This is a genomic window from Synechococcus sp. CCY 0621 (assembly GCF_019038465.1).
Taxonomy (GTDB): domain Bacteria; phylum Cyanobacteriota; class Cyanobacteriia; order PCC-6307; family Cyanobiaceae; genus Cyanobium.
On sequence record NZ_JAFKRH010000014.1, the window covers coordinates 1 to 22254 of the forward strand.

Sequence of the window (22254 nt, forward strand, 5' to 3'; positions counted from 1 at the left end):
CCATGGGGAGATCCGTTCCTCCGTCGTACCGACGATCTGGCGTTGCGGATTGCCCCGCCCCCGGGTAGGAGGCCATCCGCGCGGCCCTCTGGTCGGTACGTTCACTAGCAAGGGGATTCCATGCCCAACCCGGAATCGGCCATGGCGATGGGGGCCATCCAGGTGGTGATTCCGGTGCGCGATGAGCGCCAGACGATCGGCCACGTCATCGGCCAGCTGCGCCGCCAGGGGCTCGACCGCATCCGGGTGGTCGACAACGGCAGCAGCGACGACACCGCCGCCATCGCAAGGCAGCTGGGGGCGGAGGTGCTCAGCGAACCCCGTCACGGTTACGGCCGGGCCTGCTGGCGGGGGTGCCTGCAGCTCGCTCCCGACGTGGACTGGCTGCTGTTCTGCGATGGCGATGGCGGCGACCCGCTCGAGGAACTGCCCCGCTTCCTGGAGCTCATCAACGACCACGACCTGCTGCTCGGCGACCGCACCGCCACGGCGTTGGGTCGTGCCTCACTCACACCCCTGCAGCGGGGCGGCAACCGGCTGGCCACGACGCTGATCGGCCTGGGTTGGGGGTTCCGTTACCGCGACATGGGGCCGCTGCGGCTGGTGCGGCGCGAGGCCTTTCAGGCGATGGCCCTGCGCGACCGGGGTTATGGCTGGACCCTGGAGATGCAGGTGCGGGCCATCGAGCTGGGCCTGCGCATCCGCGAGGTGCCGATCTCCCATCGCCCGCGCCTGGCCGGCGCCTCGAAGATTTCCGGTCGCTGGGGAGCCAGCCTCCGGGCCGGGAGTGTGATCCTCACCACATTGGGCCGGCTGTGGCTGCGGCGATGGACCTGACGACTTGGCTGCGGCGCCTGCAACTGCCCGCCAGTGCCCTGCTGCTGATCGGCGGGGCGCTGCTGATGCGCCCCCACGGCGACCTGTTCAACGCCGCCCAGCTGCTGTCGTTCTGGCGGGCGGCCGCGGTGATGGGGCTGGGTTTCGCCCTCTCCTGGTCGCTGCCCACCATCCCCCGCGCCCTGTTCTGGGCCGTGGCGGTGCTCACAAGGCTGGCCCTGCTGGCCATGGAGCCCGGCGATGACATCTGGCGGTACCTCTGGGAGGGGGGGATCCAGCTGCATGGGTTCAGTCCCTATGCGCTGCCCCCGGATGCCGCGGCGTTGGAGGGGTTGCGCACGCCCTGGTGGTCGTCGATCAACCACCCCGACACCACCGCCATCTACCCGCCCCTGGCGCAGCTGCTGTTCCGGCTGCATGCCGCCGTGGCCCAGCAGGTGCTGCTGTTCAAGCTGTCGTTCACGGCTGCCGACCTGGCCATCGCCGGCCTGCTCGCCGCTCGCTTCGGCGCGGCGCGGGCGGCGCTCTACGCCTGGAACCCGCTGGTGATCTATGGCCTCAGCGGCGGCGGGCACTACGACAGCTGGTTCCTGCTGCCCCTGGTGGCCGGCTGGCTGCTGGCCGAGCGGGATCCCCCGCCCCAGGGCCAACGCCCCCAGGCCTGCATCGACCTGCTGCTGGGCCTGAGCGTGGCCCTCAAGTGGATCACCCTGCCGCTGCTGCTGCAGCGGGCCTGGAGCCGCTGGCGCCGGTTCCGGCGGCCCGCCCCGGTGCTGGCCACCCTGCTGCTGGGGCTGGCGCCGCTGCTGCTGGGGGCGTCCCTGTTCTGCGGTCTGCGCAGCTGCCCGCTGCTGCCCACCGGCTCCAGCTTCATCCGCCACGGCCGCAGCGCCGAGTGGCTGCCGCACTGGATCGGCCAGCTCTGGCCCTGGACCCTGCAGACCAATGCGGTGCATGGGCTGCTGCTGCTGCCGGTGCTCCTGGTGCTTCTGGTCACCAGCGCCCGGCTGGGGGTGTTCGCCTGGCGCTACCTGCTGGCCCTGCTGCTGCTCTCGCCGGTGGTGCACGGCTGGTACTTCATCTGGCTGATGCCCTTCGCGGTGCCGAGCCAGAACTGGGGGGCGCGGCTGGTGAGCCTCTCGGCGTTCGTCTATTTCGTGCTGCCCTCACGCCTGCCGGACTGGCAGCTCACCACCGCGGAGCGGCTGCTGTTGTGGCTGCCCCTGCTGCTGGGGCTGCTGCTCAGCGCCCGGGATCGAACCGAATCGGCCCCTGGCCGGTAAACCCGTGGTGTTCCTCCGCTTTGCCATGGTCCGTGCCCGCTCCCGCACCCCGCTGCTGCTGGCCTGCGGCCTGGTGCTGATCACCGCCACGGGCTGCGGCGGCGGGCCGGCCCCGTGGAGGGCTGCCGAGGCCAGCCGTCCGTCCCCGGTGGCCGCCGCCCCCCAGCCCCGCCTCGATCCAGGACCCTTCAACGCGGTGCTGCGAACGGTGGTGGATGACCAGGGTCTGGTGGATTACGCCGCCCTGCAGCGGGATCCGGCCCAGCTCGATCGCTACATCAAGGTGCTGGGCGCCCTGGCCCCCGAGCGCTTCGCCTCCTGGTCGGAGGCGGAGCAGATCGCCCTGCTGATCAACGCCTACAACGCCTTCACCCTGCGCGCGATCATCGACAACGATCCGATCCGGCCCAGCATCAAGGCGATTCCCGGCGTGTGGAAGTTCCGCCGCCACCAGCTGATGGGCCGCGGCCTCACCCTCGATGCGATCGAGCACGAGATCCTGCGGCGCGAGTACAACGAACCCCGCATCCATGCAGCCCTGGTGTGCGCCGCCATCAGCTGCCCGCCCCTGCGGCAGGAGGCCTTCACGGGGGCGGCGCTGGAGCGGCAGCTGGAGGATCAGACGACCCGCTGGCTGGCCAGCCCCGTGGGCCTGGCGATCGACCGGGCCGCCGGAACGGTGCGGATCTCTGCGATCTTCCAGTGGTTCGCCGAGGACTGGCAGCGGGCTGATCCGCAGGCGGAGCCTGTGCCGGGCCACGAGAAGCAGAGCGCCGTTCTGCGCTTCATCGCCCGCTACCGCCCCGCCGTGGAGCGCGCCCTGATCCTGGGCGGCGACTACCGCTTCGCCTACCTCCCCTACAACTGGGACCTGAATCGCCAGAGCCCATGAGGCATCACCCCGGCCACGGCCCTGGCGAAGTGCCGGCCGTCGCTCAGGCCTCCGGCTCGTTCAGCAGGGCACCGATGCGGTCGGCCAGCTCATCGAAGCAGGCGGAGAACGCCTGCCGGGCCTGCTGGGGTTCCTGGTGGGCGGCTGGATCGGCCAGGCCCCAGTGCACCCTGGCCGGGTCCCCCGGGAACGTGCCGCAGCTCTCGGCCGCGTGGTCGCAGACCGTGACCACCAGATCGAACGGCGACGTCGCCGCCTCCAGCACTGCCGCCAGGCTTTTGCTGCCGTACCGGGACGGGTCCACGGGAAGGCGGCCGATCTGCTCCAGGGCCAGGGGATGGACCCGACCCGTCGGGGCACTGCCGGCGCTGACGACCTCGATCGCCCCCGCGCCCAGGGTCTGGAAGAGGGCTTCGGCCATGATGCTGCGCGCCGAGTTGCCGGTGCAGACCACGAGCACCCGCCGTCGGGTGGATGTCATCGGATTGGTCATGGTTGGGGAAGGGGGATTCCTGTCGATCGCTTGCTCGACTGGGGGCTTCAGAGCGGCCCGAGGGGCCTCAGCTCAAAGCCCCTCCGCAACTTGAGCCCGCGCCGGCGGTGCAGCCGAAGCAGTGCTCGGCCACGGCGATCGGCTGGCCGTCGGGGTCCTGCTCCAGCAACTGGCGCAGGTGGGCCCGGGGGACACTGCCACCGCCGACCGGCAGGTCGAGCATCTGGTTGAAGTCGCAGTCGTAGAGGAAGCCCTGCCAGTCGACGCTGAGCGTGCTGCGGCACATCACCTGGGTCAGGTTGGCCGGGTTGTGGTGCTGGCGCAGCAAGGCCATGTAGCCCTCCAGCTGCCCCTGCTGGCGCAGCACCGCCGCGAAGCGCTGGATGGGCATGTTGGTGATCGTGAACAGGCGGTTGAAGCGCAGGCCGAAGCGATCGGCCAGCTCCCGCCGGTAGTCGGCCTCCAGGGCGGCCTGGGGCGGCGGCAGGCGGGGGCCCTGGGGGTTGTACACCAGATCCAGCTCCAGGCCGGAGTCCGGATCGCCGTAGCCGAGGTCGTTGAGCTGGCGCAGGCCCGCGAGGCTGCGTTCGAACACCCCATCGCCCCGCTGCCGGTCGACGTTGTCGGCGAGGTAGCAGGGCAGGGAGGCCACCACCTTCACCCGTTGCCGGGCCAGAAAGGCGGCCAGGTCCTCCTGGCCGGGCTCACTGAGGATCGTGAGGTTGCAGCGGTCGATCACCGCCACCCCCAGCCCCCGGGCCTGGCGCACCAGGTCGCGGAAGTCGGGGTGCAGCTCCGGCGCGCCGCCGGTGAGATCGAGGCTGGCGATCGCCCGGGCCCGCAGCACCGCCGGCACCAGGGCGATGGTGGCCGGATCCATCATCTCGGTGCGGCTGGGGCCGGCGTTGACATGGCAGTGGCTGCAGCTCTGGTTGCAGCGGTAGCCCAGGTTCACCTGCAGGGTGTCGAGCCGGCCGCGGCTCAGGGCCGGGAACGGCGGAGCCAGGGTGGTGGTGGAGCCGGTCAGATCGGCGACGCCCATGGATGGGGGGAACGGATACCGGGGGTACCGGCAGGGCGGCGAATCGGATGGGCGGGGAGGCGGCTCAGCTGGGCTGTGGTGCCGCCTCCTTCTGTCCACCGATCACCAGCCGCAACAGAATCGGGGCCAGGAAGGTGGTGCCGATCACCATCAACAGGATGGCGGCTTCCAGGGCCGGGGTGAGGATGTTGGCCTGGGTTCCCAGACCCAGGAAGATCAGACCCACTTCGCCACGGGGCATCATCCCCAGACCCACCACCAGGCGGTTGGTGGGGTCCTTGCTGGTGTAGGTCCAGCCCGTGGCCACCTTGCCAGCCACGGCCACCACCAGCAGGAACAGGGCCACCACCAGCCCCTCGCGGTTGGCGGGATCGAAGGGGTTGAGCACCGAGAGGTCCATGCCGGTGCCGATCAGCACGAAGAACACCGTGGCGAACAGCGCCACCAGGGGTTTGACGGCGGCTTCGATGTCGTGGGTGTGCTTGGAGGCGCTGAGGATCAGGCCGGCGGCGAAGGCCCCCAGGGCGGCCTCGAGGCCGATGGCCTGGGCGGCGAAGCAGCAGAGGGTGAGCACCACGAAGCTGGCCACCGCCACATCGCCGGGGGCCTTGAGCTGATCCACCACCCAGTCGAAGGCGGGGGCGGCGAAGCGGCTGAGCACCAGCGCCACAGCCACGAAGACCACCGCCGCGACGCATAGCTGCACGACCGGACCGATGGTGAAGGAACCGCCACCGGCCAGGGAGACCACCACCGCCAGGATGACGATGCCGAGGATGTCATCGAGCACGGCGGCACCGATGACGATCTGGCCCTCCTTGCGCTTCAGCCACTGCAGCTCACCGAACACGCTCGCCGTGATGCCGATCGAGGTGGCCGTCATGGCGGCGCCGGCGAAGACGGCCGGGATGAACGGCACGTGGAAGAGGTAATAGAGCCCTGCGGTGCCGGCGGCGAAGGGGAGCACCACGCCGGTGAAGGCCACGGTGCCCGCCTGGATCCCCACGGCCACCAGTTCATCCAATTCGCTTTCCAGGCCCGTCAGGAACAGCAGCGAGAACAGGCCGATTTCGGCCACCACCTTCAGGCTGGAAAACGTCTCGGAATAAAGAGAACTGATGGACTCCGGGGTCATGCCGCCCAGGGAGCTCAGCATCCCGAGCAGAGCTCCGCTCAGCTGGGCCTGGGCCTCGGGAGGGACCACCAGGTGCAGGCCGGAAGCGCCGATGATGACGCCGGCGACCAGTTCGCCGAGGATCGTGGGCAGCTGGAGGCGCACCATGAGCTCCGCCATGAAGCGGGCCGCCACGAAAATCACGAGAAAACGGCCAACCCCGATGAGGGTTTCCGTCACTTCAACCTGGTGGCTGCCGACTTCCATCAGCAGCGTGGGCAATAAATCCATCCGGCAGTTTTCGGGGTGGCAGCAGTTTTAGTGGAATCCATGGCGATCGGTTGCCTGGAACACTCCAAAATCCAAAGGATCCCGTGATGGATCCGATCAGCGGTGGTGATCGATGCCCTTGACCGATCGGGGCGGAATGGTGCTGCGGAGGGCCGAACGGGCCATGGAAGCGGGAGTTTCCATGGCAGCCGGCGCCTTGAACAAAACCTTTCACGCCCAGGAGGGAGCTCAGTGAGGCGGGGATCCCGGTGGATCAGAACTTGTGATCTCGAAGGGCTTCGACCTGGTAGATGTAGGTGATGATCGAGAAATCCGCGTAATATTTGGCTTCAATCTCACGGGTGATGGTGTCGGCCAGCTCGCGGGTTCCGGTGAGAACTTCGATCTTCACATTGGAGAGGGTGTGTGACACGCTGGGTTCTCCTGTGGAGCGCACATTTCGGCTGCCTTCGCCACCGGCGGCATTGACGGTGTAACCGGTGGCTCCTGCCGCCTTGATGAGCTTGATGAGTTTCTTGGAGAGGATTTCCTCTGCCACGATCACCAGCTTCCAGACCTGTTGGCTCATGGGTTTGACCTCGATTCGGTGGTATGCAGAAAGTGTATAGGCGTCAGAGTTTAAGGGTTAACGGCCGAGGAGAACCTCTGCAATCCCGATGAACAGGGGGATGCAGATGGCAATCGCCACAGGTGTGCCGATGGCCGTTGAAGCACCGATGTAAGCCGAGGGATTCGCCGACGGGATGCCGGCACGCAGGGTAGGTGGTCCCGAAATGTCCGAGCTGGAGGCCGCGATCACCGCCAGCACCACCGCGCCGCCGATGCTGAAGCCGGTGAGCTTGTGGATGATCAGGCCAAGACCGAAGGCCAGGAATCCATGGACGATGGGGGAGAAGAAGGCGTAGATGGCAAACCACTGGGCCACCTTGCGCAGCTCGTTCATGCGCTGGGCCGCCTCCATCCCCATGATGATCATCAGAATCGCGAGGAAGCCGCGGAATAGGGGGTTGAAGAAGCTCTCGTAGACGGGCTCGGGCTTGGTGAGGATGCCGAGGGCCACGCCCAGCAGCAGCGACGTGACGGCCGAGCTCTGGATGCTTTCCTTGATGATCGGCCAGATTTCGACTTTATCGGCGGTGTTGCCGCTCTTCTTGCTGATGTAGACGCTGGCCACCACGATCGCCGTCACCAGGGCCGGAATATCCATGAAGGGATAGAGGGCCGCCGTCCAGGCCTCATAGGGGATCTTGGCGGAATCCAGCTGCGGCAGTACCGCCGCCAGCGTGGAGCCACTCACTGCGCCGAACAGACCACCCGTGGCCACGGCATCAGGCACGCTGATGCCGGGAAGTTTCCCCAGGGTGTAGCGGGCGATGAACACGACCACGATGCCAACCAGGACTGCGGCAAGTGCAGGTAGAAGAATCTCGGAGGGGTTGGAATTGCGAATCGCAATCCCGCCCGTCAGGCCAATCTTCATCAGCAGGAAAAAGCTGATGAACTTGTAGATCGAATCCGGGATCGCCAGCTGGCTGCCAAGGGCGGCAACGATGATCCCGCCGATCAGGAATCCGAGTGTCGGGGACTGAAGCTGCTCTAAGAAGAGCGGGACGAAGTCGGAGAGGAATGTCACCTTTTAGTTTGCAGCTCCTAGATTTGGCCTGTGGAAGGTAGCAGGCTCGCGCAGGCGTCGTCTGAACGTTAAGAATCGTAAAAGAATGAACAGAATGTACGGTTCTCCGCAAAACCGGCGCCAATGAGCAGGCGTATTCACTCGGCTACGTTCTTGCCAGGTGTGCTCACTCGTGTCTCTGTAGAGAAGTCATACGAGTTGCTATCGAGCCAATCAGAGCATGCTTCACGGCTCCATCCCGGGAACCGTTCAGGTCTCTTCACGGGTCGAAGGAAAGTGATGCTCGGGATGGCAAGGTGAGATCTGTCATTTCTGCAAGGATCCCTGGTTCGCCAAGGCATCTGGGTGTTCGAGGGGAATGGTGAATCGCACGGAACGTTCCGATCCCGTTCCCGACATCCCTGCGTGATCTGCTGTGGGGCCCCTTCTCATGGCCGCACACCTACGGGAGGAATCCCGCATGGTCCAGGTCGGACGGAGCCTGGGGCAGGCAGGCAGAAACGTGGCGAGCGCGAGGGTCGGCTGCCCCGGGGCAAGATTGCGAAATTCTTCGGCCTTGCTCCCGGAAGGGTTGAGGAAACCCAGGCGTCCTGAGTAACCCCTATGGTTGCGCCCACCACATCCGTCTGTAGTGATGGCAACCGATTCGGTGGTCCCAGGGCCTCCCCCCTTCCGCCTGCTGAACCACATCAGCACCAGCAACATCAAGGGGGACCTGTTCGGGGGGGTTACCGCCGCGGTGATCGCCCTGCCGATGGCCCTGGCTTTTGGTGTGGCCTCCGGAGCCGGCGCCGCCGCCGGCCTCTGGGGCGCCGTGCTGGTGGGTCTGTTCGCGGCCCTGTTCGGCGGCACCCCCACCCTGATCTCCGAGCCCACCGGACCGATGACGGTGGTGATGACGGCCGTCATCGCCAGCCTTACCGCCCGGGATCCGGAGAACGGTCTGGCCATGGCCTTCACCGTGGTGATGCTGGCCGGGGTGTTCCAGATCGTCTTCGGGATGCTCAAGCTGGGCCGCTACGTCACCCAGATGCCCTACACGGTGATCTCGGGCTTCATGAGCGGCATCGGCATCATCCTGATGGTCCTGCAGCTCGGTCCCTTCCTCGGACAGGCCATCCCCAAGGGAGGCGTGATGGGAACCCTCACCAGCCTGCCCTCCCTGTTCGCCAACGCCCGACCCGCGGAAGTCACCCTGGCGGTGATCACGCTGGCGATCCTCTGGTTCACCCCGGGCAAGATCAAGAAGGTGGCGCCGCCCCAGCTGATCGCCCTGGTGCTGGGCACGCTCCTCTCCCTGACCCTGCTCACCGGAAGTGGTGGCGGAGCTGCAGCAGGGGGTGAGGACATCCGCCGCATCGGCGAGATCGCCTCCGGATTCCCCTCCCTTCAGTTGCCCCACTTCGAGCTACCCCAGCTCCAGCTGATGCTGGTCGATGCCGCCGTGCTCGGCATGCTCGGCTGCATCGACGCCCTGCTCACCGCCGTGATCGCCGACAGCATCACCCGCACCGAGCACGATCCCAACAAGGAACTGATCGGCCAGGGCCTGGGAAACCTGGCCTCCGGCCTGTTCGGCGGCATCGCCGGCGCCGGCGCCACCATGGGCACCGTCGTCAACATCCAGGCCGGGGGGCGCAGTGCCCTCTCCGGCATCAGCCGCGCCCTGATCCTGATGCTGGTGATCCTGGCCGGTACCCGGCTGGCGGCCCAGATTCCCCAGGCCGTGCTGGCGGGGATCGCCCTGAAGGTGGGCTTCGACATCGTCGACTGGGGCTTCCTCAAGCGGGCCCACCGCATCTCCATCACCGGGGCGCTGATCATGTATCTGGTGATCGGGCTCACCGTGCTGGTGGATCTGATCGCCGCGGTGGGGATTGGCGTGTTCATCGCCAACATCCTCACGATCGACAAGATGAGCGCGCTGCAGAGCAAGTCGGTCAAGTCGGTCTCCACCGGCGATGGCGATCTTTTGCTCAACCCAGAGGAGAAGACCCTGCTGGATCAGGGCAAGGGGGAGGTGCTGCTGTTCCAGCTCACCGGCGCGATGATTTTCGGCGTGGCCAAGGCCATCGGCCGCGAGCACAACGCCATCGGCGTCTGCAAGGCGGTGGTCTTCGATCTCACCGAGGTGTCCCACCTCGGCGTCACTGCGGCCCTGGCGGTGGAACTGGCCGTCGAGGAGGCGATCGAGAAGGGTCGCCAGGTGTTCGTGGTCGGCGCCAGCGGCACCACGCGCCAGCGCCTCGAGAAGCTGGGGCTGTACGCCAAGCTTCCCCTGGAGCGCACCACCCTCAGCCGCCACGACGCCCTGCAGCAGGCGGTGGCCAGCTTGGCCTGATCACCTGGCCGGTGCCATCACCAAGGATGGTGGTGGTTCCCCCCTCCCGCGATGTCCGGTTCCCGGTCGCTCTCCACTTCTGATACCGATGGCGCGACGCTGGAGGCCTTGGCGGAGCTGGTGGCGATCGTGGACCGTCTGCGGGATCCCCAGGGCGGCTGCCCCTGGGACCTGGCCCAGACCCACAGCAGCCTGATCCCCTACGTGCTCGAGGAGGCCCACGAGGTGGCCGATGCGATCCGCCAGGGCGACGACGATCACCTGGCGGAAGAGCTGGGCGACCTGTTGCTGCAGGTGGTCCTGCACGCCCGCATCGCCAGCGAAACGGAACGCTTCGATCTGGCCGCCGTCGCCTCTGCCATTACGGAGAAGCTGGTGCGCCGCCACCCGCATGTGTTCGATCCTGAGGCGGAACGGGTCGACGATCCCGAGGCCGTGCGCCGCAGCTGGGAGGTGATCAAGGCCGCCGAACGCCAGCAGCCAGCCACCGCCAGCCCCCTCAGCGACCGGCTGGCCCTGAAGGTGCGCGGCCAGCCGGCCCTGGCCGGCGCCATGACCATCTCGCGCAAGGCCGCCGCCGCCGGCTTCGAGTGGGACGCCATCGAGGGGGTGTGGGCGAAGGTGCAGGAGGAGATGGACGAACTGCGGGAGGCCGTGGCCAGCGGCGACCGGGCCCACGCCCAGGAGGAGCTGGGCGACGTGCTCTTCACCCTGGTCAACGTGGCCCGCTGGTGCAACCTCGACCCGGAGGAGGGCCTGGCCGGCACCAACCGCCGCTTCCTCGATCGCTTTTCCCGGGTGGAGGCCGCCCTGGGCGGCGACCTCGGCGGCCGCCGCCTCGCGGAGCTGGAGGGCCACTGGCAGGCGGCCAAGGCCCAGATCCGCGCTGAGGGGGGGCTCGGCCCTATCCGTCCTCCGGTGGACCCTGCCGTCGGTGGTTCTTGATCGATCCCCGCTGCCGTTTGGCCTTCAGCCGGCGCTCCACCGAGCCGCGGCTGGGCTTGGTCGGGCGGCGGGGCGGCGGCGGCGGCGCGATCGCCGCCTGGATCAGCTCCACCAGGCGCTTCTGGGCCGCCTGACGGTTCTGCCACTGGGAGCGCTGCTCCGCCGCCACGACCACCAGCCCGGCCGGGGTGAGCCGGGCGGCCAGCCGCCGCAGGGCCCGCTCCCGCAGGGTCGGGGGCAGGGCACCGCTGGCGGCCAGGTCATACACCAGCTCCACCCGGGAGTCGGTGGTGTTCACCCCCTGGCCCCCGGGGCCGGAGGCACGCGAAAACCGCCAGCCCAGTTCGGCCGCCGGGATCACCAGGCCGTTTCCCAGGGGCAGATCGCCGCTCACACCAGACTCACTTCGCCGCTGCCGATGTCGAAGTAGGCGGCCTGGATGTGCAGTCGGCCGTCGGCAAGGGCCTGGCGCAGCAGGGCACTGCGTTGCGGCAGGGCGCTGGCGGCGGCGGCCGCGTTGGTGCGCACCGACTGGGCCAGATCCGCACCCGGCTTCAGGCTGGCCCGGATCGGTGTCACCAGCTCCTCGAGCAGGGGTGTGAGCGGGTTGCTGGCCATGGCGGCGGTCACCGCGCCGCAGCCGCTGTGGCCCATCACCAGGATCAGGGGCACCGCCAGCTCCGCCACGGCGTACTCCAGCGAGGCGACACCCGCGTCGAAGGCCGTGTTGCCGGCGCTGCGCACCTCGAACAGTTCCCCGGCGCCGCAGGCGAAGATCCACTCCGGTGCCACCCGCGAATCGGCGCAGCAGAGCACCGAGGCCCAGGGCCGCTGGCCGGCGGCCAGGGCATCGGGCCGCACCTGGCAGTGCAGCGGCCAGGTCTCGTGCAGCAGGGTGGCCCGCGACAGGGGATCGTCGCTGCGCTCGGCCGCCTGCCAGGTGCGGGAGAAGTCGCGGTTGCGGCGCAGCAGTTCCTGCAGCGGGTCGCCGGCGGGACGGCACACCGACAGCCGTTCCGAGAGGGTGCCGTCCGCGGCGGCGGCCGACGCCGGCCGCAGGGTGTTGAAGGCCAGCCCGGTGCCCGCCAGGCCGAGGAGCCGCAGGAGTTGGCGTCTGGAATGTGCCATGGCGCCGTGACAAGGGGTCCTGCCGAAGGTTTAGCTGGAAAGCCACGAGCCAACCGCATGGGACCGCAACAGCCACCGGGCGCCTGGGTGGACGAGGAGCTGGGCGGGGTGCGCTACGGCCTGGCGGCCACTGTGGTGGAGGAGCACACCAGCCCTTACCAACGCATCACGATCATCGACAGCCAGACCTACGGCAAGGGCCTGCTGCTCGACGGCTGCTGGATGACGGCGGAGAAGCAGGAGCGGCATTACCACGAACCGCTGGTGCACCCGGCCCTCTGCGCCGCCGCCTCGATCGAGCGGGTGCTGGTGATCGGCGGCGGTGACGGCGGCACCGCCCGCGAGTGCCTGCGCCACCCCGGTGTCGCCCACCTCGACATGGTGGAGATCGACGGGCTGGTGGTGGAGCTCTCCCGGAAGCACCTGCCCAGCCTCGGCGGCGACGCCTGGAGCGACCCCCGCTTCCACCTCACCGTCGGCGACGGCATCGCCTGGGCGGCGAACGCTCCTGACGCCAGCTACGACGTGGTGCTGGTGGACGGCTCCGATCCCGCCGGGCCGGCCGAGGGCCTGTTCAACCGCACGTTCTTCCAGCACTGTCGCCGCCTGCTGCGCCCTGGCGGCGTGTTCGCCACCCAGAGCGAATCCCCCGAGGCCTTCCGCCAGGTGCACATCGACACCGTGCAACTGCTGCGCGAGGTGTTCGGCCATGCCGACCCGCTGTACGGCTGGGTGCCGATGTACCCGAGCGGCTGGTGGAGCTGGACCTTCGCCTGCCCCGATGGCCCCCGCTACCGGGAGCCACTGCCGGAGCGGGCCGCGGCGGTGGCGGCGGGCTGCAGCATCTGGTCGCCCCGTTGGCAGCGGGGGGCCTTCGAGGCGGTGCCGGCCTTCGTGGAGCGCCAGCTGGCCGATGCCGCGGCCCAGCCATGAGCCTGGAACTGTTCGACACCGAAGGGGCGATCTACATGGGCGCCCGCCGCGAGCCCAAGGGTTGTGCCGTGGGCCTGTTCGGCGTGCCCTACGACGGCACCACCTCCTTCCGCCCCGGCACCCGCTTCGGCCCGGCGGCGATCCGGGAGGTCAGCAGCGGCCTGGAGAGCTATGACCCCCAGCTCGACCTTGATCTCGAGGATCTGGCCTTCGCCGACCTCGGGGCCGTGGCGATCCCCTTCGGCGCCCCCGAGCCGGTGGTGGCGGCGGTGCGTCGGGCCACCGAGGCGGTGTTGGATCTGGGCCTGGCGCCCCTGATGCTGGGCGGTGAGCACTCGATCAGCAGTGGGGCCGTGGCGGCGGTGGCGCAGCGCCACCCCGATCTGGTGCTGGTGCAGCTCGATGCCCACGCCGACCTGCGCCAGAGCTGGCTCGGGGCCCACCACAGCCATGCCTGCGCCATGCGCCGCTGCCTGGAGGTGCTGCCCAGCGGCGAGCTGCGCCAGATCGCCATCCGCAGCGGCACCCGCGAGGAGTTTGAGGAGCTGCGCAGCAGCGGCCGGCTGGTGCCGATCGCCGCCATGGCCGCGGCCCTGGCGCCCCTGCGGGGCCGGCCGCTCTATCTGACCGTCGACCTCGATTGGTTCGATCCCGCCGTGCTGCCCGGCACGGGCACCCCGGAGCCCGGCGGCTTCCACTGGCCCCACTTCGCCGAGTTGCTGGAAGAACTGCGGCACCACCAGCTGGTGGCCGCCGACGTGGTGGAACTGGCTCCCCAGCTCGACCCCAGCGGTGTCAGCGCCGTGCTGGCCGCCAAGGTGACCCGGAGCCTGCTGCTGCTGCTTGGCGCTCAGTAGCAGCAGGTGCCGCTGGCACGCTGCTCGCGCAGGCGGGTGTGCTGCTGGCCGATCAGCTGCACGGCCAGGGTGGGGTGGTTGTGCAGCAGGTTGAGGAAGCGGAGCCGATCGAGCCGCAGCACTTCCACCGGCGTTCGTGCGAAAGCGTCGCTGCGGTGGCTCAGCTCCCGCCAGGTGATGTCCTGGTAGCTGAACAGTTCACCGGGGCGGAAGCAGGTTTTTTCGCCCTGCTCGCCCACCAGCTCGACGATGCCGCGCCGCACGGCATAGATGGCGTTGGCGCTGGCGCCGCGGGAGAAGACGTGGGCTCCTGTGGGAAGGGTGAAGGTTTCACAATCCATATGAACGGCCATCAGGTCGATGGGTGATGGGAATGTGGCGGTTCTGATCAATTCCGGGGACCTCCGTGGTGGGGGTGGACGTGTAGAGCCTTCCTAGGGCCAAACGGTGCCTTCCGCTAGGAGAAGCTGGGAAGAATCAGCGGAAGACTGTCAAAACTGGATCAACCGTCACATTTTTGACCCTCCAGGCCCCGTCAGTGGAGGCCGGTGGCCAGGCTGAGCTGATGGCTGCCCATCGGGAGGCGTGCCGGCTTCAGCAGGCCATCGGGGGATACCACGGGCAGCCGCGGCGGTCGTGCCGTCCAGTGGTGACACCAGAGGTCGGCGACCAGTTCGGGATGGATGGGCAGCTGGCGCAGCTGGCACCATCCCATCTCCACCCCGGCAGGTGGGGTGCAGTGGCGGCAGCTGCGACAGTTGGGACGGTTGCCCATCCTCTTGACCTTGTGGGCTAACCAAAGTACGCAGTTCTTCGCCAGTGTGATAGGCGTAAAAGCCGAATCACAGGCTTTCTTCGGTATTGGAGGCCGCCGCTCCATAGGATCGCCCCACCGGGCACCGGCGTCCCCTTGGCCGGCCGGTCGCCATCGATGGATTCCACTCCCCTGCGCCGCACCCCCCTGGACGCCGCGGCCGTCGCCGCGGGTGCCCGCATGGTGCCCTTTGCCGGCTGGCAGATGGCGATCCAGTTCGCCGGCCTGGTGCAGGAGCACAACGCCGTGCGGCAGCACTGCGGCGTCTTCGACATCTCCCACATGGGCGTGCTCACCCTGCGCGGGCAGGGCACCAAGGATGCCCTGCAGCGGCTGGTGCCCACCGACCTGTTCCGCATCGGCCCCGGCGAGGCCTGCTACACGGTGCTGCTCAACGACGCCGGCGGCATTCGCGACGACCTGATCGTCTACGACCGGGGCCGGCTGGACGGCCCCGAGGGCGAGCGGGACGAACTGGTGCTGGTCATCAACGCCGCCTGCGCCGAGGCCGACACCGCCTGGATCACCAGCCAGCTGGAACCCGAGGGGATCACCATCACCGACCGCAAGGGCGACGGGGTGCTGCTGGCCCTGCAGGGGCCGGAGGCGCCCGCTCGCCTTGAGGCCCTGGTGGGCACGAGCCTGGCGGGGCTGCCCCGCTTCGGCCACCGGGAGCTGGCCATCGATGGCGCGCCGGTGTTCGTGGGTCGCACGGGCTACACCGGCGAAGACGGTTTCGAGCTGCTGCTGGGCCGAGAGGCCGGCCTGGCCCTCTGGCAGCGCCTGCTGGCCGAAGGCGTCACCCCCTGCGGCCTCGGCGCCCGCGACACCCTGAGGCTGGAGGCGGCGATGCACCTCTACGGCAACGAGATGGACGCGGCCACCACCCCCCTGGAGGCGGGTCTGGGCTGGCTGGTGCACCTGGAGATGCCTGCCGCCTTCATCGGCCGCGCCGCCCTGGAGCGCCAGACCGCCGAGGGGGTGGGCCGCAAGCTGGTGGGGCTGAAGCTGCAGGGCCGTGCCATCGCACGCCACGGCTATCCAGTGCTGCAGGACGGCCTGCCGGTGGGCGAGGTCACCAGCGGCACCTGGTCCCCCACCCTGGGGGAAGCGGTCGCCCTGGCCTACGTGCCCGCGGCGGCGGCCAAGCCCGGCACCGAACTGGCGGTGGAGATCCGCGGCCGGGCCGAGCCGGCGGTGGTGGTGCGGCGGCCGTTCTACCGGCGCGGTTGAGGACGGAGTCATGAGCAGGGCCGGGCCGCGGGCGCCCTGTGGGAAACTCGCGGATTGACATTGTTTTTCTCCATGCGCAGCCACGGGTGCGGCGATCTGCGCAACGACGCCATCGGCGAGGCCGTTCAGCTGGGCGGCTGGGTCGACCGGCGCCGCGACCACGGCGGCGTGATCTTCATCGACCTGCGGGACCGCAGCGGCACCGTGCAGATCACGGTGGATCCCGACCTGGCCCCCGCCGCCTTCGCCGTGGCCGAGCGGCTGCGCCACGAGACGGTGCTGCGGGTGGAGGGCAAGGTGCGGGCCCGGCCGGCCGAATCCCTCAACGAGCGCCTGGCCACCGGTGCGATCGAGGTGCTGGCGAGCGGCATCACTGTGCTCAACGAAGTGCGCGGCAACCTGCCCTTCCCGGTGTCGGTGCACGACGAGGAGAACACCCGCGAGGAGCTGCGCCTGCGCCACCGCTACCTCGACCTGCGCCGTGAGCGCATGGCCCGCAACCTGCGGCTGCGCCACGCCACGGTGAAGGCCGCCCGCGGTTATCTGGAGGGGGAGGGCTTCATCGAGGTGGAGACCCCGGTGCTCACCCGGTCCACTCCCGAGGGCGCCCGTGATTACCTCGTGCCCAGCCGGGTCTGCGGTGGGGAATGGTTCGCCCTGCCCCAGTCGCCCCAGCTGTTCAAGCAGCTGCTGATGGTGGGCGGCCTGGAGCGGTACTACCAGGTGGCCCGCTGCTTCCGCGACGAGGACCTGCGGGCCGACCGCCAGCCGGAGTTCACCCAGCTGGACATGGAGATGAGCTTCATGGACCAGGAGCAGATCCTGGCGCTCAACGAGGGTCTGATCGCCGCCATCTGGAAGGCCGTCAAGGGGATCGAGCTGCCCCGCCCCTTCCCCCGCCTCACCTGGCACGAGGCGATGGCGCGCTACGGCACCGACCGGCCCGACACCCGTTACGGCATGGAGCTCACCGACGTGAGCGACCTGGTGGCCAGCATGGGCTTCAAGGTGTTCTCCGGCGCCGTGGCGGCCGGGGGCTCGGTGAAGTGCATCGCCGTGGCCGGCGGCAACGAGGCCGTCAGCAACGTGCGCATCAAACCCGGTGGGGATGTGTTCAGCGAGGCCCAGAAGGCGGGGGCCGGCGGCCTGGCCTTCATCCGGGTGCGGGCCGGCGGCGAGATCGACAGTATCGGCGCCATCAAGGACAACCTCTCTGCCGAGACGAAGGCGGAACTGCTGCAGCGCACCGGCGCCAGCGAAGGCACCCTGCTGCTGTTCGGCGCCGGTGACACCGCCACCGTCAACAAGGCCCTCGACCGGGTGCGCCAGTACCTGGCCCGTGAACTCGGCCTGGTGCCGGCCGAGCGGGACAACGACCAGTGGAACTTCCTCTGGGTGGTGGATTTCCCGATGTTCGAGTTCAACGCCGGCGAGAACCGCCTAGAAGCCCTGCATCACCCCTTCTGCGCCCCCAACGCCGAAGATCTGGGCAGCGATCCGGCCGCCTGGGCCGGCACGCTGCCCACGGCCCGGGCCCAGGCCTACGACCTGGTGCTCAACGGCCTCGAGCTGGGCGGCGGCTCGCTGCGCATCCACGATTCGGCCCTGCAGCGCCAGGTGCTGCAGACCATCGGCCTGCCACTGGCGGAGGCCGAGCGCCAGTTCGGCTTCCTGATGGAGGCCCTCGACATGGGCGCTCCGCCCCACGGCGGCATCGCTTTCGGCATGGACCGGCTGGTGATGCTGCTGGCGGGCGAGGAGTCGATCCGCGACACGATCGCCTTCCCGAAGACCCAGCAGGCCCGCTGCCTGATGACCCAGGCCCCGGCCGATGTGGCGCCGAAGCAGCTGGAGGAGCTGCACGTGGCCAGCACCTGGAGCGACGAGGAGGGCTGAGGGGCCGCTGCTGCCGCGCCGTTACCGCCATGATGCCGCCATTAAGCGGAATCACTTCGCCTTAGAATGGCGACTCCCGCTCCCACGCCATGGCCATCACCGCTCCCCCCATCGACATCGGCATTCCGGCGGACCAGCGCCAGCAGATCTCCGAGGGCCTCGGCCGCGTTCTGGCCGACAGCACCGTGCTCTACGCCAAGACCCACGGCTTCCACTGGAACGTCACCGGGCCGATGTTCAACACGCTCCATCTGATGTTCATGGACCAGTACACCGAGCTGTGGACCGCCCTCGACCTGATCGCCGAGCGCATCCGGGCCCTCGGGTTCCCGGCCCCCTACGGAGGCTCGATCTACGCCGGCCTCTCCTCGGTCCCCGAGGCCGAAGGCGTCCCCGCCGCCCTGGCCATGGTGCGGGAGCTGGTGGAGGGCCATGAGGCCGTGGCCCGCACGATCCGCTCGGTGTTCAGCCTGGCCGACGAGGCCAACGACCAGCCCACCGCCGACCTGCTCACCCAGCGGCTGCAGATCCACGAGAAGACCGCCTGGATGCTCAGGAGCCTCCTGGAGGGTTGAGCGTCAGCGGGCGCGGCCTGCGCCGGCCCACGCTCGCTGGCGCGGGCAACGGCCGGCTTCGGCTGCGCCGCTGACGCACCCCCCAGGAGGCGCGGGGCGCGGGGGGGAGGGGCGTTGGGAGGGGCGTTGGGAGGGGAGCCCCCCTGAGCGCGGGCGGACTGGAAGGGGTCGGTAGATTGGGGGATCAGCGCAGTGCCCGATGACCGCACCGTCCGCCACGCGGGGCCATGCCGCGAAGTTCGTCTTCGTCACCGGCGGGGTGGTCTCCAGCATCGGCAAGGGCATCGTGGCGGCCAGCCTCGGCCGGTTGCTGAAATCGCGGGGCTACAGCGTCTCGATCCTGAAGCTGGATCCCTACCTGAACGTGGACCCGGGCACGATGAGCCCTTATCAGCACGGTGAGGTGTTCGTCACCGAAGACGGTGCCGAGACCGACCTGGATCTGGGCCACTACGAGCGTTTCACCGACACGGCCATGTCACGCCTCAACAGCGTGACCACCGGCTCGATCTACCAGGCGGTGATCAACAAGGAGCGCCGCGGCGATTACAACGGCGGCACCGTCCAGGTGATCCCCCACATCACCGGCGAGATCCGCGAGCGCATCCACCGGGTGGCGGCCAACAGCGGCGCCGACGTGGTGATCACCGAGATCGGCGGCACCGTGGGCGACATCGAATCGCTGCCCTTCCTGGAGGCGATCCGCGAGTTCCGCGGCGATGTCGGCCGCCAGGACCTGGCCTATGTGCACGTCACCCTGTTGCCGTTCATCGGCACCTCCGGCGAACTCAAGACCAAGCCCACCCAGCATTCGGTGAAGGAGCTGCGATCGATCGGCATCCAGCCCGACGTGCTCGTCTGCCGCAGCGACCGCCCGATCAGCACCGACCTCAAGGCCAAGATCGGCGGCTTCTGCGGCGTTCCGGCCAGTGCCGTGATCCAGGCCCTCGATGCCGACAGCATCTACGCGGTGCCTCTGGCGATGGAGAGTGAGGGCCTCTGCCGCCAGGTGCTCGACGTCCTCTCCCTGGTCGACCACGACAGCGACATGGCGCGCTGGGCGGATCTGGTCGAGAAGCTGCGCCACCCCGGGCCCGCCGTGAAGGTGGCCCTGGTGGGCAAGTACGTGCAGCTCAACGACGCCTACCTCTCGGTGGTGGAGGCCCTGCGCCACGCCTGCCTGGAGCGGGACGCCTCCCTTGATCTCCACTGGGTCTGCGCCGAGCAGATCGAGAGCCAGGGCGCCGACGCCCTGTTGCGGGGCATGGATGCGGTGGTGGTACCCGGCGGCTTCGGCCACCGCGGCGTCGACGGCAAGGTGGCGGCGATCCGCTGGGCCCGGGAGCAGCGGGTGCCGTTCCTGGGCCTCTGCCTCGGCATGCAGTGCGCCGTGATCGAGTGGGCTCGCCACCTGGCGGGCCTGGAGGGGGCCACCAGCGCCGAGCTCGACCGCGCCACCCCCCACCCGGTGATCCACCTGCTGCCCGAACAGCAGGACGTGGTGGATCTGGGCGGCACCATGCGGCTGGGCGTCTACCCCTGCCGGCTGACGGCGGGCACCATGGCCCAGCGCCTGTACGGCGAGGAGGTGGTCTACGAGCGCCACCGTCACCGCTACGAGTTCAACAACGCCTACCGCTCGCTGTTCCTGGAATCGGGCTACGAGATCAGCGGCACCTCCCCTGATGGCCGCCTGGTGGAGCTGATCGAACTGAAGGATCACCCCTTCTTCACCGCCTGCCAGTACCACCCGGAGTTTCTCTCCCGCCCCGGCAAGCCCCATCCCCTGTTCCGGGGGCTGATCGAGGCGGCCCAGCAGCGTCGCGGTGAGGTGGCCGCCCGCAACGGCCAGCAGTCCCAGGCCACTGCGGCCCCCCAGGCGATGCCCGTGCAGGCCTGACGCCGGCAGGGAATCAACCCGCCAGCCAACGGCTAACCCAGCTTGCTGGCTTGCCAGTAGACTGGGTTAGCAGCATCCCTGGGCTGATGAAAACGACCCTCGACCTGCCGGACCACCTCGTGCGCCAGGCCAAGCAACGGGCCCTTCAGCAAGGGCGCACCCTCAAGGATCTCGTGGCTGAGTACATCCGCCAGGGCCTCCATGGCAGTACGACGGCGTCAGTGCCCATCGCCAGCGATGGGGTGATGGTGGATTCAGCCGGGCTGCCGGTGTTCCGGTGTGAGCCAGCCAGCGGCCGGCCGGGAATCGATCTGGCCACGGCCTTGCAACTGGAGCAACAGGCCCTGGAGCTGGAGGACCTCCGCCGTGCCGGCCGACCTGCTTGATGTGAACGTGTGGGTGGCGGCGGCCTTCGCCGCCCATCCAGCCCATCACAGCGCCCAGGCGGTGCTGCTTCGGGCCACGCCCGCGGCTCCGGCCCTGTTCTGCCGAGCCACCCAGCAGAGCTTTCTGCGGCTGGTCTCCACCCCGGCGATCTTCACGGCTTACCAAGCGGCGGCGGTCACGAATCAGGATGCGGTGGCTGCATTGGAGGCCTTTCAGGCCCTGCCCCAGGTGGACCTGGTGGGCGAGCCGATCGGGATAGAGGGGCTCTGGTGGCGTTTGGCTGGGCTAACCGTGGCCGCACCGAAACGCTGGATGGATGCCTACCTGGCGGCCTTCGCCATCAGCAGCTCCACCCGGATGGTCACGTTGGATCAGGATTTTCGCCAGTTCCTCGGGGCGGGGCTTGATCTGGAACTTCTGCAGGCCGATTCCCATGGCGGCGGTTGAGGTGCCTACCCCTCCCCTGCCGGCGCTGCCTGTGGTGGAAACCTTCCACTCCCTGCAGGGGGAGGGTGTCCATGCCGGACGCAGCGCCTTCTTCCTCCGCCTGGCGGGCTGTGATGTGGGCTGTCCCTGGTGCGACACCAAGCACTCCTGGCCGGAGGCGGCCCATCCGCGGCGCCCCTTGGCCGACCTGGCGGCCGAGGCCGCCGCTGCCGGCGCCGCCGGCGCGGCCTTCGTGGTGATCACCGGCGGCGAGCCCCTCCAGCAGCCCCTCGACGGCCTCTGTGCCGCGCTGGCTGCCGTTGGCCTGCCGCTGCACCTGGAAACCAGCGGCGTGGGGGAGCTCAGCGGCTGCTTCGACTGGATCACCCTCTCCCCCAAGCCCCATCGCCCCCCGGCTGTCGAAGTACTGGCCCGCTGCCACGAACTCAAGGTGGTGGTGACGTCCCAGGACGACCTGGCCTTCGCTGAAGCCATGGCGGCCGAAGCCCAGCGGCGGCCGCCGTCCGGCGCTGCCGGCCCCGAGCTGTTGCTCCAGCCCGCCTGGGACGAGTCGGCCGCCCAGGAGCTGGCGGTGGCCTATGTGCGGCGCCACCCCAGCTGGCGGCTGAGCCTGCAGAGCCACAAGTGGCTGGGGGTGCGCTGAAGCCTCAGAGCGCCTGGGCCGGCTGCTGCACCTTCTCGGCCTTCCAGAGCCGCCAACGCAGCTGCAGATCCTTGGGGGTGTACAGAACGATCGGCCGGCTGGCGTCGTAGGGCACCACGAAGGGCTTGCTGCCCATGGGCACGAACACCTTGCGTTTCGCCTGGCCGGGGGGGCAGGCCATGCGGGTCGACACCGTCGGCCCCACATCGCTCACGGTGTAGACGCTGGCACCCAGCCCCTTCAACTTGCTGGCACGGAAGCGGCCGCGGAAGGCCTGCTGGTTGCAGTCGGCCTCCACCTCCCGGCCGGGGATCAGCTGCACCCGCCAGTCGCTCGGATGGGGGGAGAGGCGCGGATCGGTGCCGGGCGGCAGCACGCCGGGCAACTGGATCACCCAGCGGGTCTGGCCGGCGCTGGGCTTGGGGTAAGGCGTCAGATCCAGCCGGGGGATGGCCCGGGCCGCAACCCCCCACCCCGCGAGCAGGGCCGGCAGGGTGACGATGACGCTGGCGCGGCGCAGGGCGTGGGCTATGGGGATCCTCATCGAATCACGATCGCATCTTCCGCCGC

At 69.1% G+C, this 22254-nt stretch carries 24 protein-coding genes; 14 read left to right on the forward strand and 10 right to left on the reverse strand.

Annotated elements, in window-relative coordinates; translation table 11 throughout:
* Positions 1-120 precede the first annotated feature (120 nt).
* From KUG43_RS03885 to KUG43_RS03895, 3 genes are read left to right on the forward strand one after another with little or no spacing between them, the layout of a single operon-like run.
* Positions 121-837: a glycosyltransferase family 2 protein gene (locus tag KUG43_RS03885; RefSeq protein WP_216906292.1), complete on the forward strand. Its 717-nt coding sequence runs from the start codon at positions 121-123 to the stop codon at positions 835-837.
* A complete protein-coding gene (locus KUG43_RS03890; protein WP_216906295.1) occupies positions 828-2120 on the forward strand; it encodes a hypothetical protein in 1293 nt (430 codons plus the stop codon). Before KUG43_RS03885 ends, KUG43_RS03890 begins: the two co-directional genes overlap by 10 nt.
* A 4-nt stretch (positions 2121-2124) precedes the next feature.
* Positions 2125-3012 carry a DUF547 domain-containing protein gene (locus KUG43_RS03895; RefSeq protein ID WP_353617922.1) on the forward strand — a complete coding sequence of 296 codons (888 nt, stop codon included), beginning with the start codon at positions 2125-2127 and terminating at the stop codon, positions 3010-3012.
* A gap of 43 nt (positions 3013-3055) precedes the next feature.
* On the opposite strand, the gene KUG43_RS03900 is transcribed toward KUG43_RS03895, so the two are convergent.
* From KUG43_RS03900 to KUG43_RS03920, 5 genes are all read right to left on the reverse strand, one after another.
* Entirely contained in the window at positions 3056-3505 is a 450-nt protein-coding gene (locus KUG43_RS03900) for an arsenate reductase ArsC (protein ID WP_216906297.1), read from the reverse strand.
* Positions 3506-3572: 67 nt separating this feature from the next.
* On the reverse strand, positions 3573-4547 hold the full coding sequence (gene arsS / locus KUG43_RS03905; protein WP_216906300.1) for an arsenosugar biosynthesis radical SAM (seleno)protein ArsS: 975 nt from the start codon (positions 4545-4547) through the stop codon (positions 3573-3575).
* A 64-nt stretch (positions 4548-4611) separates the two neighbouring features.
* Positions 4612-5952: a cation:proton antiporter gene (locus KUG43_RS03910; RefSeq protein WP_216906302.1), complete on the reverse strand. Its 1341-nt coding sequence runs from the start codon at positions 5950-5952 to the stop codon at positions 4612-4614.
* 253 nt (positions 5953-6205) lie between these two features.
* Complete coding sequence (locus tag KUG43_RS03915; RefSeq protein WP_216906304.1) at positions 6206-6520, reverse strand: P-II family nitrogen regulator; 315 nt, start codon at positions 6518-6520, stop codon at positions 6206-6208.
* A gap of 57 nt (positions 6521-6577) precedes the next feature.
* On the reverse strand, positions 6578-7585 hold the full coding sequence (locus KUG43_RS03920; RefSeq protein ID WP_216906306.1) for a sodium-dependent bicarbonate transport family permease: 1008 nt from the start codon (positions 7583-7585) through the stop codon (positions 6578-6580).
* Between the two features lie 634 nt (positions 7586-8219).
* Between KUG43_RS03920 and bicA the strand changes: the two genes are divergently transcribed.
* Positions 8220-9926, forward strand: a complete 1707-nt coding sequence (bicA, locus tag KUG43_RS03925) for a bicarbonate transporter BicA (RefSeq protein ID WP_216906309.1) — start codon at positions 8220-8222, stop codon at positions 9924-9926.
* A 51-nt stretch (positions 9927-9977) separates the two neighbouring features.
* Positions 9978-10871, forward strand: coding sequence for a nucleoside triphosphate pyrophosphohydrolase (gene mazG / locus KUG43_RS03930; RefSeq protein ID WP_216906312.1), 894 nt, complete (start codon positions 9978-9980; stop codon positions 10869-10871).
* On the opposite strand, the gene arfB is transcribed toward mazG, so the two are convergent.
* Both arfB and KUG43_RS03940 read right to left on the reverse strand, forming a co-directional pair.
* A complete protein-coding gene (gene arfB, locus KUG43_RS03935) occupies positions 10831-11265 on the reverse strand; it encodes an alternative ribosome rescue aminoacyl-tRNA hydrolase ArfB (RefSeq protein ID WP_216906315.1) in 435 nt (144 codons plus the stop codon). The genes mazG and arfB overlap by 41 nt on opposite strands.
* The gene (locus KUG43_RS03940) at positions 11262-11999 is read right to left on the reverse strand and encodes a carbonic anhydrase (RefSeq protein WP_216906318.1); all 738 of its coding nucleotides are present in this window, start codon (positions 11997-11999) and stop codon (positions 11262-11264) included. The genes arfB and KUG43_RS03940 overlap by 4 nt, the downstream gene beginning before the upstream one ends.
* Positions 12000-12056: 57 nt before the next feature.
* Here KUG43_RS03940 and speE point away from each other — a divergent pair, with 57 nt between their 5' ends.
* Together speE and speB are read left to right on the forward strand one after the other, a co-directional pair.
* Positions 12057-12932, forward strand: coding sequence for a polyamine aminopropyltransferase (gene speE / locus KUG43_RS03945; RefSeq protein WP_216906321.1), 876 nt, complete (start codon positions 12057-12059; stop codon positions 12930-12932).
* A complete protein-coding gene (gene speB / locus KUG43_RS03950) occupies positions 12929-13789 on the forward strand; it encodes an agmatinase (protein WP_216906323.1) in 861 nt (286 codons plus the stop codon). The genes speE and speB overlap by 4 nt, the downstream gene beginning before the upstream one ends.
* On the opposite strand, the gene KUG43_RS03955 is transcribed toward speB, so the two are convergent.
* Together KUG43_RS03955 and KUG43_RS03960 are read right to left on the reverse strand one after the other, a co-directional pair.
* A complete protein-coding gene (locus KUG43_RS03955) occupies positions 13783-14142 on the reverse strand; it encodes a cyclic nucleotide-binding domain-containing protein (protein ID WP_286194370.1) in 360 nt (119 codons plus the stop codon). The genes speB and KUG43_RS03955 overlap by 7 nt on opposite strands.
* Positions 14143-14324: 182 nt before the next feature.
* Positions 14325-14564: a hypothetical protein gene (locus tag KUG43_RS03960; protein ID WP_216906327.1), complete on the reverse strand. Its 240-nt coding sequence runs from the start codon at positions 14562-14564 to the stop codon at positions 14325-14327.
* Positions 14565-14720: 156 nt separating this feature from the next.
* On the opposite strand from KUG43_RS03960, the gene gcvT reads away from it, so the two are divergent.
* The 7 genes from gcvT (at position 14721) to KUG43_RS03995 (ending at position 21684) form a co-directional block, all read left to right on the forward strand.
* Positions 14721-15836: a glycine cleavage system aminomethyltransferase GcvT gene (gcvT, locus tag KUG43_RS03965; RefSeq protein WP_216906329.1), complete on the forward strand. Its 1116-nt coding sequence runs from the start codon at positions 14721-14723 to the stop codon at positions 15834-15836.
* Positions 15837-15908: 72 nt separating this feature from the next.
* Positions 15909-17732 (forward strand): aspartate--tRNA ligase, encoded by a 1824-nt coding sequence (aspS, locus tag KUG43_RS03970; RefSeq protein ID WP_216906331.1) that lies wholly within the window; start codon positions 15909-15911, stop codon positions 17730-17732.
* A gap of 89 nt (positions 17733-17821) precedes the next feature.
* Positions 17822-18307, forward strand: a complete 486-nt coding sequence (locus KUG43_RS03975; protein WP_216906333.1) for a Dps family protein — start codon at positions 17822-17824, stop codon at positions 18305-18307.
* A gap of 199 nt (positions 18308-18506) precedes the next feature.
* Positions 18507-20207 (forward strand): CTP synthase, encoded by a 1701-nt coding sequence (gene pyrG, locus KUG43_RS03980; protein WP_286194371.1) that lies wholly within the window; start codon positions 18507-18509, stop codon positions 20205-20207.
* An 86-nt stretch (positions 20208-20293) separates the two neighbouring features.
* Complete coding sequence (locus tag KUG43_RS03985; RefSeq protein ID WP_216906335.1) at positions 20294-20593, forward strand: hypothetical protein; 300 nt, start codon at positions 20294-20296, stop codon at positions 20591-20593.
* On the forward strand, positions 20574-21041 hold the full coding sequence (locus KUG43_RS03990) for a TA system VapC family ribonuclease toxin (RefSeq protein WP_216906337.1): 468 nt from the start codon (positions 20574-20576) through the stop codon (positions 21039-21041). The genes KUG43_RS03985 and KUG43_RS03990 overlap by 20 nt, the downstream gene beginning before the upstream one ends.
* Entirely contained in the window at positions 21028-21684 is a 657-nt protein-coding gene (locus tag KUG43_RS03995) for a 7-carboxy-7-deazaguanine synthase QueE (RefSeq protein WP_216906339.1), read from the forward strand. Before KUG43_RS03990 ends, KUG43_RS03995 begins: the two co-directional genes overlap by 14 nt.
* A 4-nt stretch (positions 21685-21688) precedes the next feature.
* On the opposite strand, the gene KUG43_RS04000 is transcribed toward KUG43_RS03995, so the two are convergent.
* Complete coding sequence (locus KUG43_RS04000) at positions 21689-22228, reverse strand: ecotin family protein (RefSeq protein ID WP_216906341.1); 540 nt, start codon at positions 22226-22228, stop codon at positions 21689-21691.
* Between the last annotated feature and the right edge of the window lie 26 nt (positions 22229-22254).

Bases quoted from the DNA above. Each gene is read 5' to 3' on its own strand.
- KUG43_RS03885 (WP_216906292.1), top strand. From the start codon at position 121: ATGCCCAACCCGGAATCGGCCATGGCGATGGGGGCCATCCAGGTGGTG.
- KUG43_RS03890 (WP_216906295.1), top strand. From the start codon at position 828: ATGGACCTGACGACTTGGCTGCGGCGCCTGCAACTGCCCGCCAGTGCC.
- KUG43_RS03900 (WP_216906297.1), bottom strand. From the start codon at position 3,505: ATGACCAATCCGATGACATCCACCCGACGGCGGGTGCTCGTGGTCTGC.
- arsS (WP_216906300.1), bottom strand. From the start codon at position 4,547: ATGGGCGTCGCCGATCTGACCGGCTCCACCACCACCCTGGCTCCGCCG.
- KUG43_RS03910 (WP_216906302.1), bottom strand. From the start codon at position 5,952: ATGGATTTATTGCCCACGCTGCTGATGGAAGTCGGCAGCCACCAGGTT.
- KUG43_RS03915 (WP_216906304.1), bottom strand. From the start codon at position 6,520: ATGAGCCAACAGGTCTGGAAGCTGGTGATCGTGGCAGAGGAAATCCTC.
- bicA (WP_216906309.1), top strand. From the start codon at position 8,220: ATGGCAACCGATTCGGTGGTCCCAGGGCCTCCCCCCTTCCGCCTGCTG.
- mazG (WP_216906312.1), top strand. From the start codon at position 9,978: ATGTCCGGTTCCCGGTCGCTCTCCACTTCTGATACCGATGGCGCGACG.
- KUG43_RS03940 (WP_216906318.1), bottom strand. From the start codon at position 11,999: ATGGCACATTCCAGACGCCAACTCCTGCGGCTCCTCGGCCTGGCGGGC.
- speE (WP_216906321.1), top strand. From the start codon at position 12,057: ATGGGACCGCAACAGCCACCGGGCGCCTGGGTGGACGAGGAGCTGGGC.
- speB (WP_216906323.1), top strand. From the start codon at position 12,929: ATGAGCCTGGAACTGTTCGACACCGAAGGGGCGATCTACATGGGCGCC.
- KUG43_RS03955 (WP_286194370.1), bottom strand. From the start codon at position 14,142: ATGGCCGTTCATATGGATTGTGAAACCTTCACCCTTCCCACAGGAGCC.
- KUG43_RS03960 (WP_216906327.1), bottom strand. From the start codon at position 14,564: ATGGGCAACCGTCCCAACTGTCGCAGCTGCCGCCACTGCACCCCACCT.
- gcvT (WP_216906329.1), top strand. From the start codon at position 14,721: ATGGATTCCACTCCCCTGCGCCGCACCCCCCTGGACGCCGCGGCCGTC.
- aspS (WP_216906331.1), top strand. From the start codon at position 15,909: ATGCGCAGCCACGGGTGCGGCGATCTGCGCAACGACGCCATCGGCGAG.
- KUG43_RS03975 (WP_216906333.1), top strand. From the start codon at position 17,822: ATGGCCATCACCGCTCCCCCCATCGACATCGGCATTCCGGCGGACCAG.
- pyrG (WP_286194371.1), top strand. From the start codon at position 18,507: ATGACCGCACCGTCCGCCACGCGGGGCCATGCCGCGAAGTTCGTCTTC.
- KUG43_RS03985 (WP_216906335.1), top strand. From the start codon at position 20,294: ATGAAAACGACCCTCGACCTGCCGGACCACCTCGTGCGCCAGGCCAAG.
- KUG43_RS03995 (WP_216906339.1), top strand. From the start codon at position 21,028: ATGGCGGCGGTTGAGGTGCCTACCCCTCCCCTGCCGGCGCTGCCTGTG.
- KUG43_RS04000 (WP_216906341.1), bottom strand. From the start codon at position 22,228: ATGAGGATCCCCATAGCCCACGCCCTGCGCCGCGCCAGCGTCATCGTC.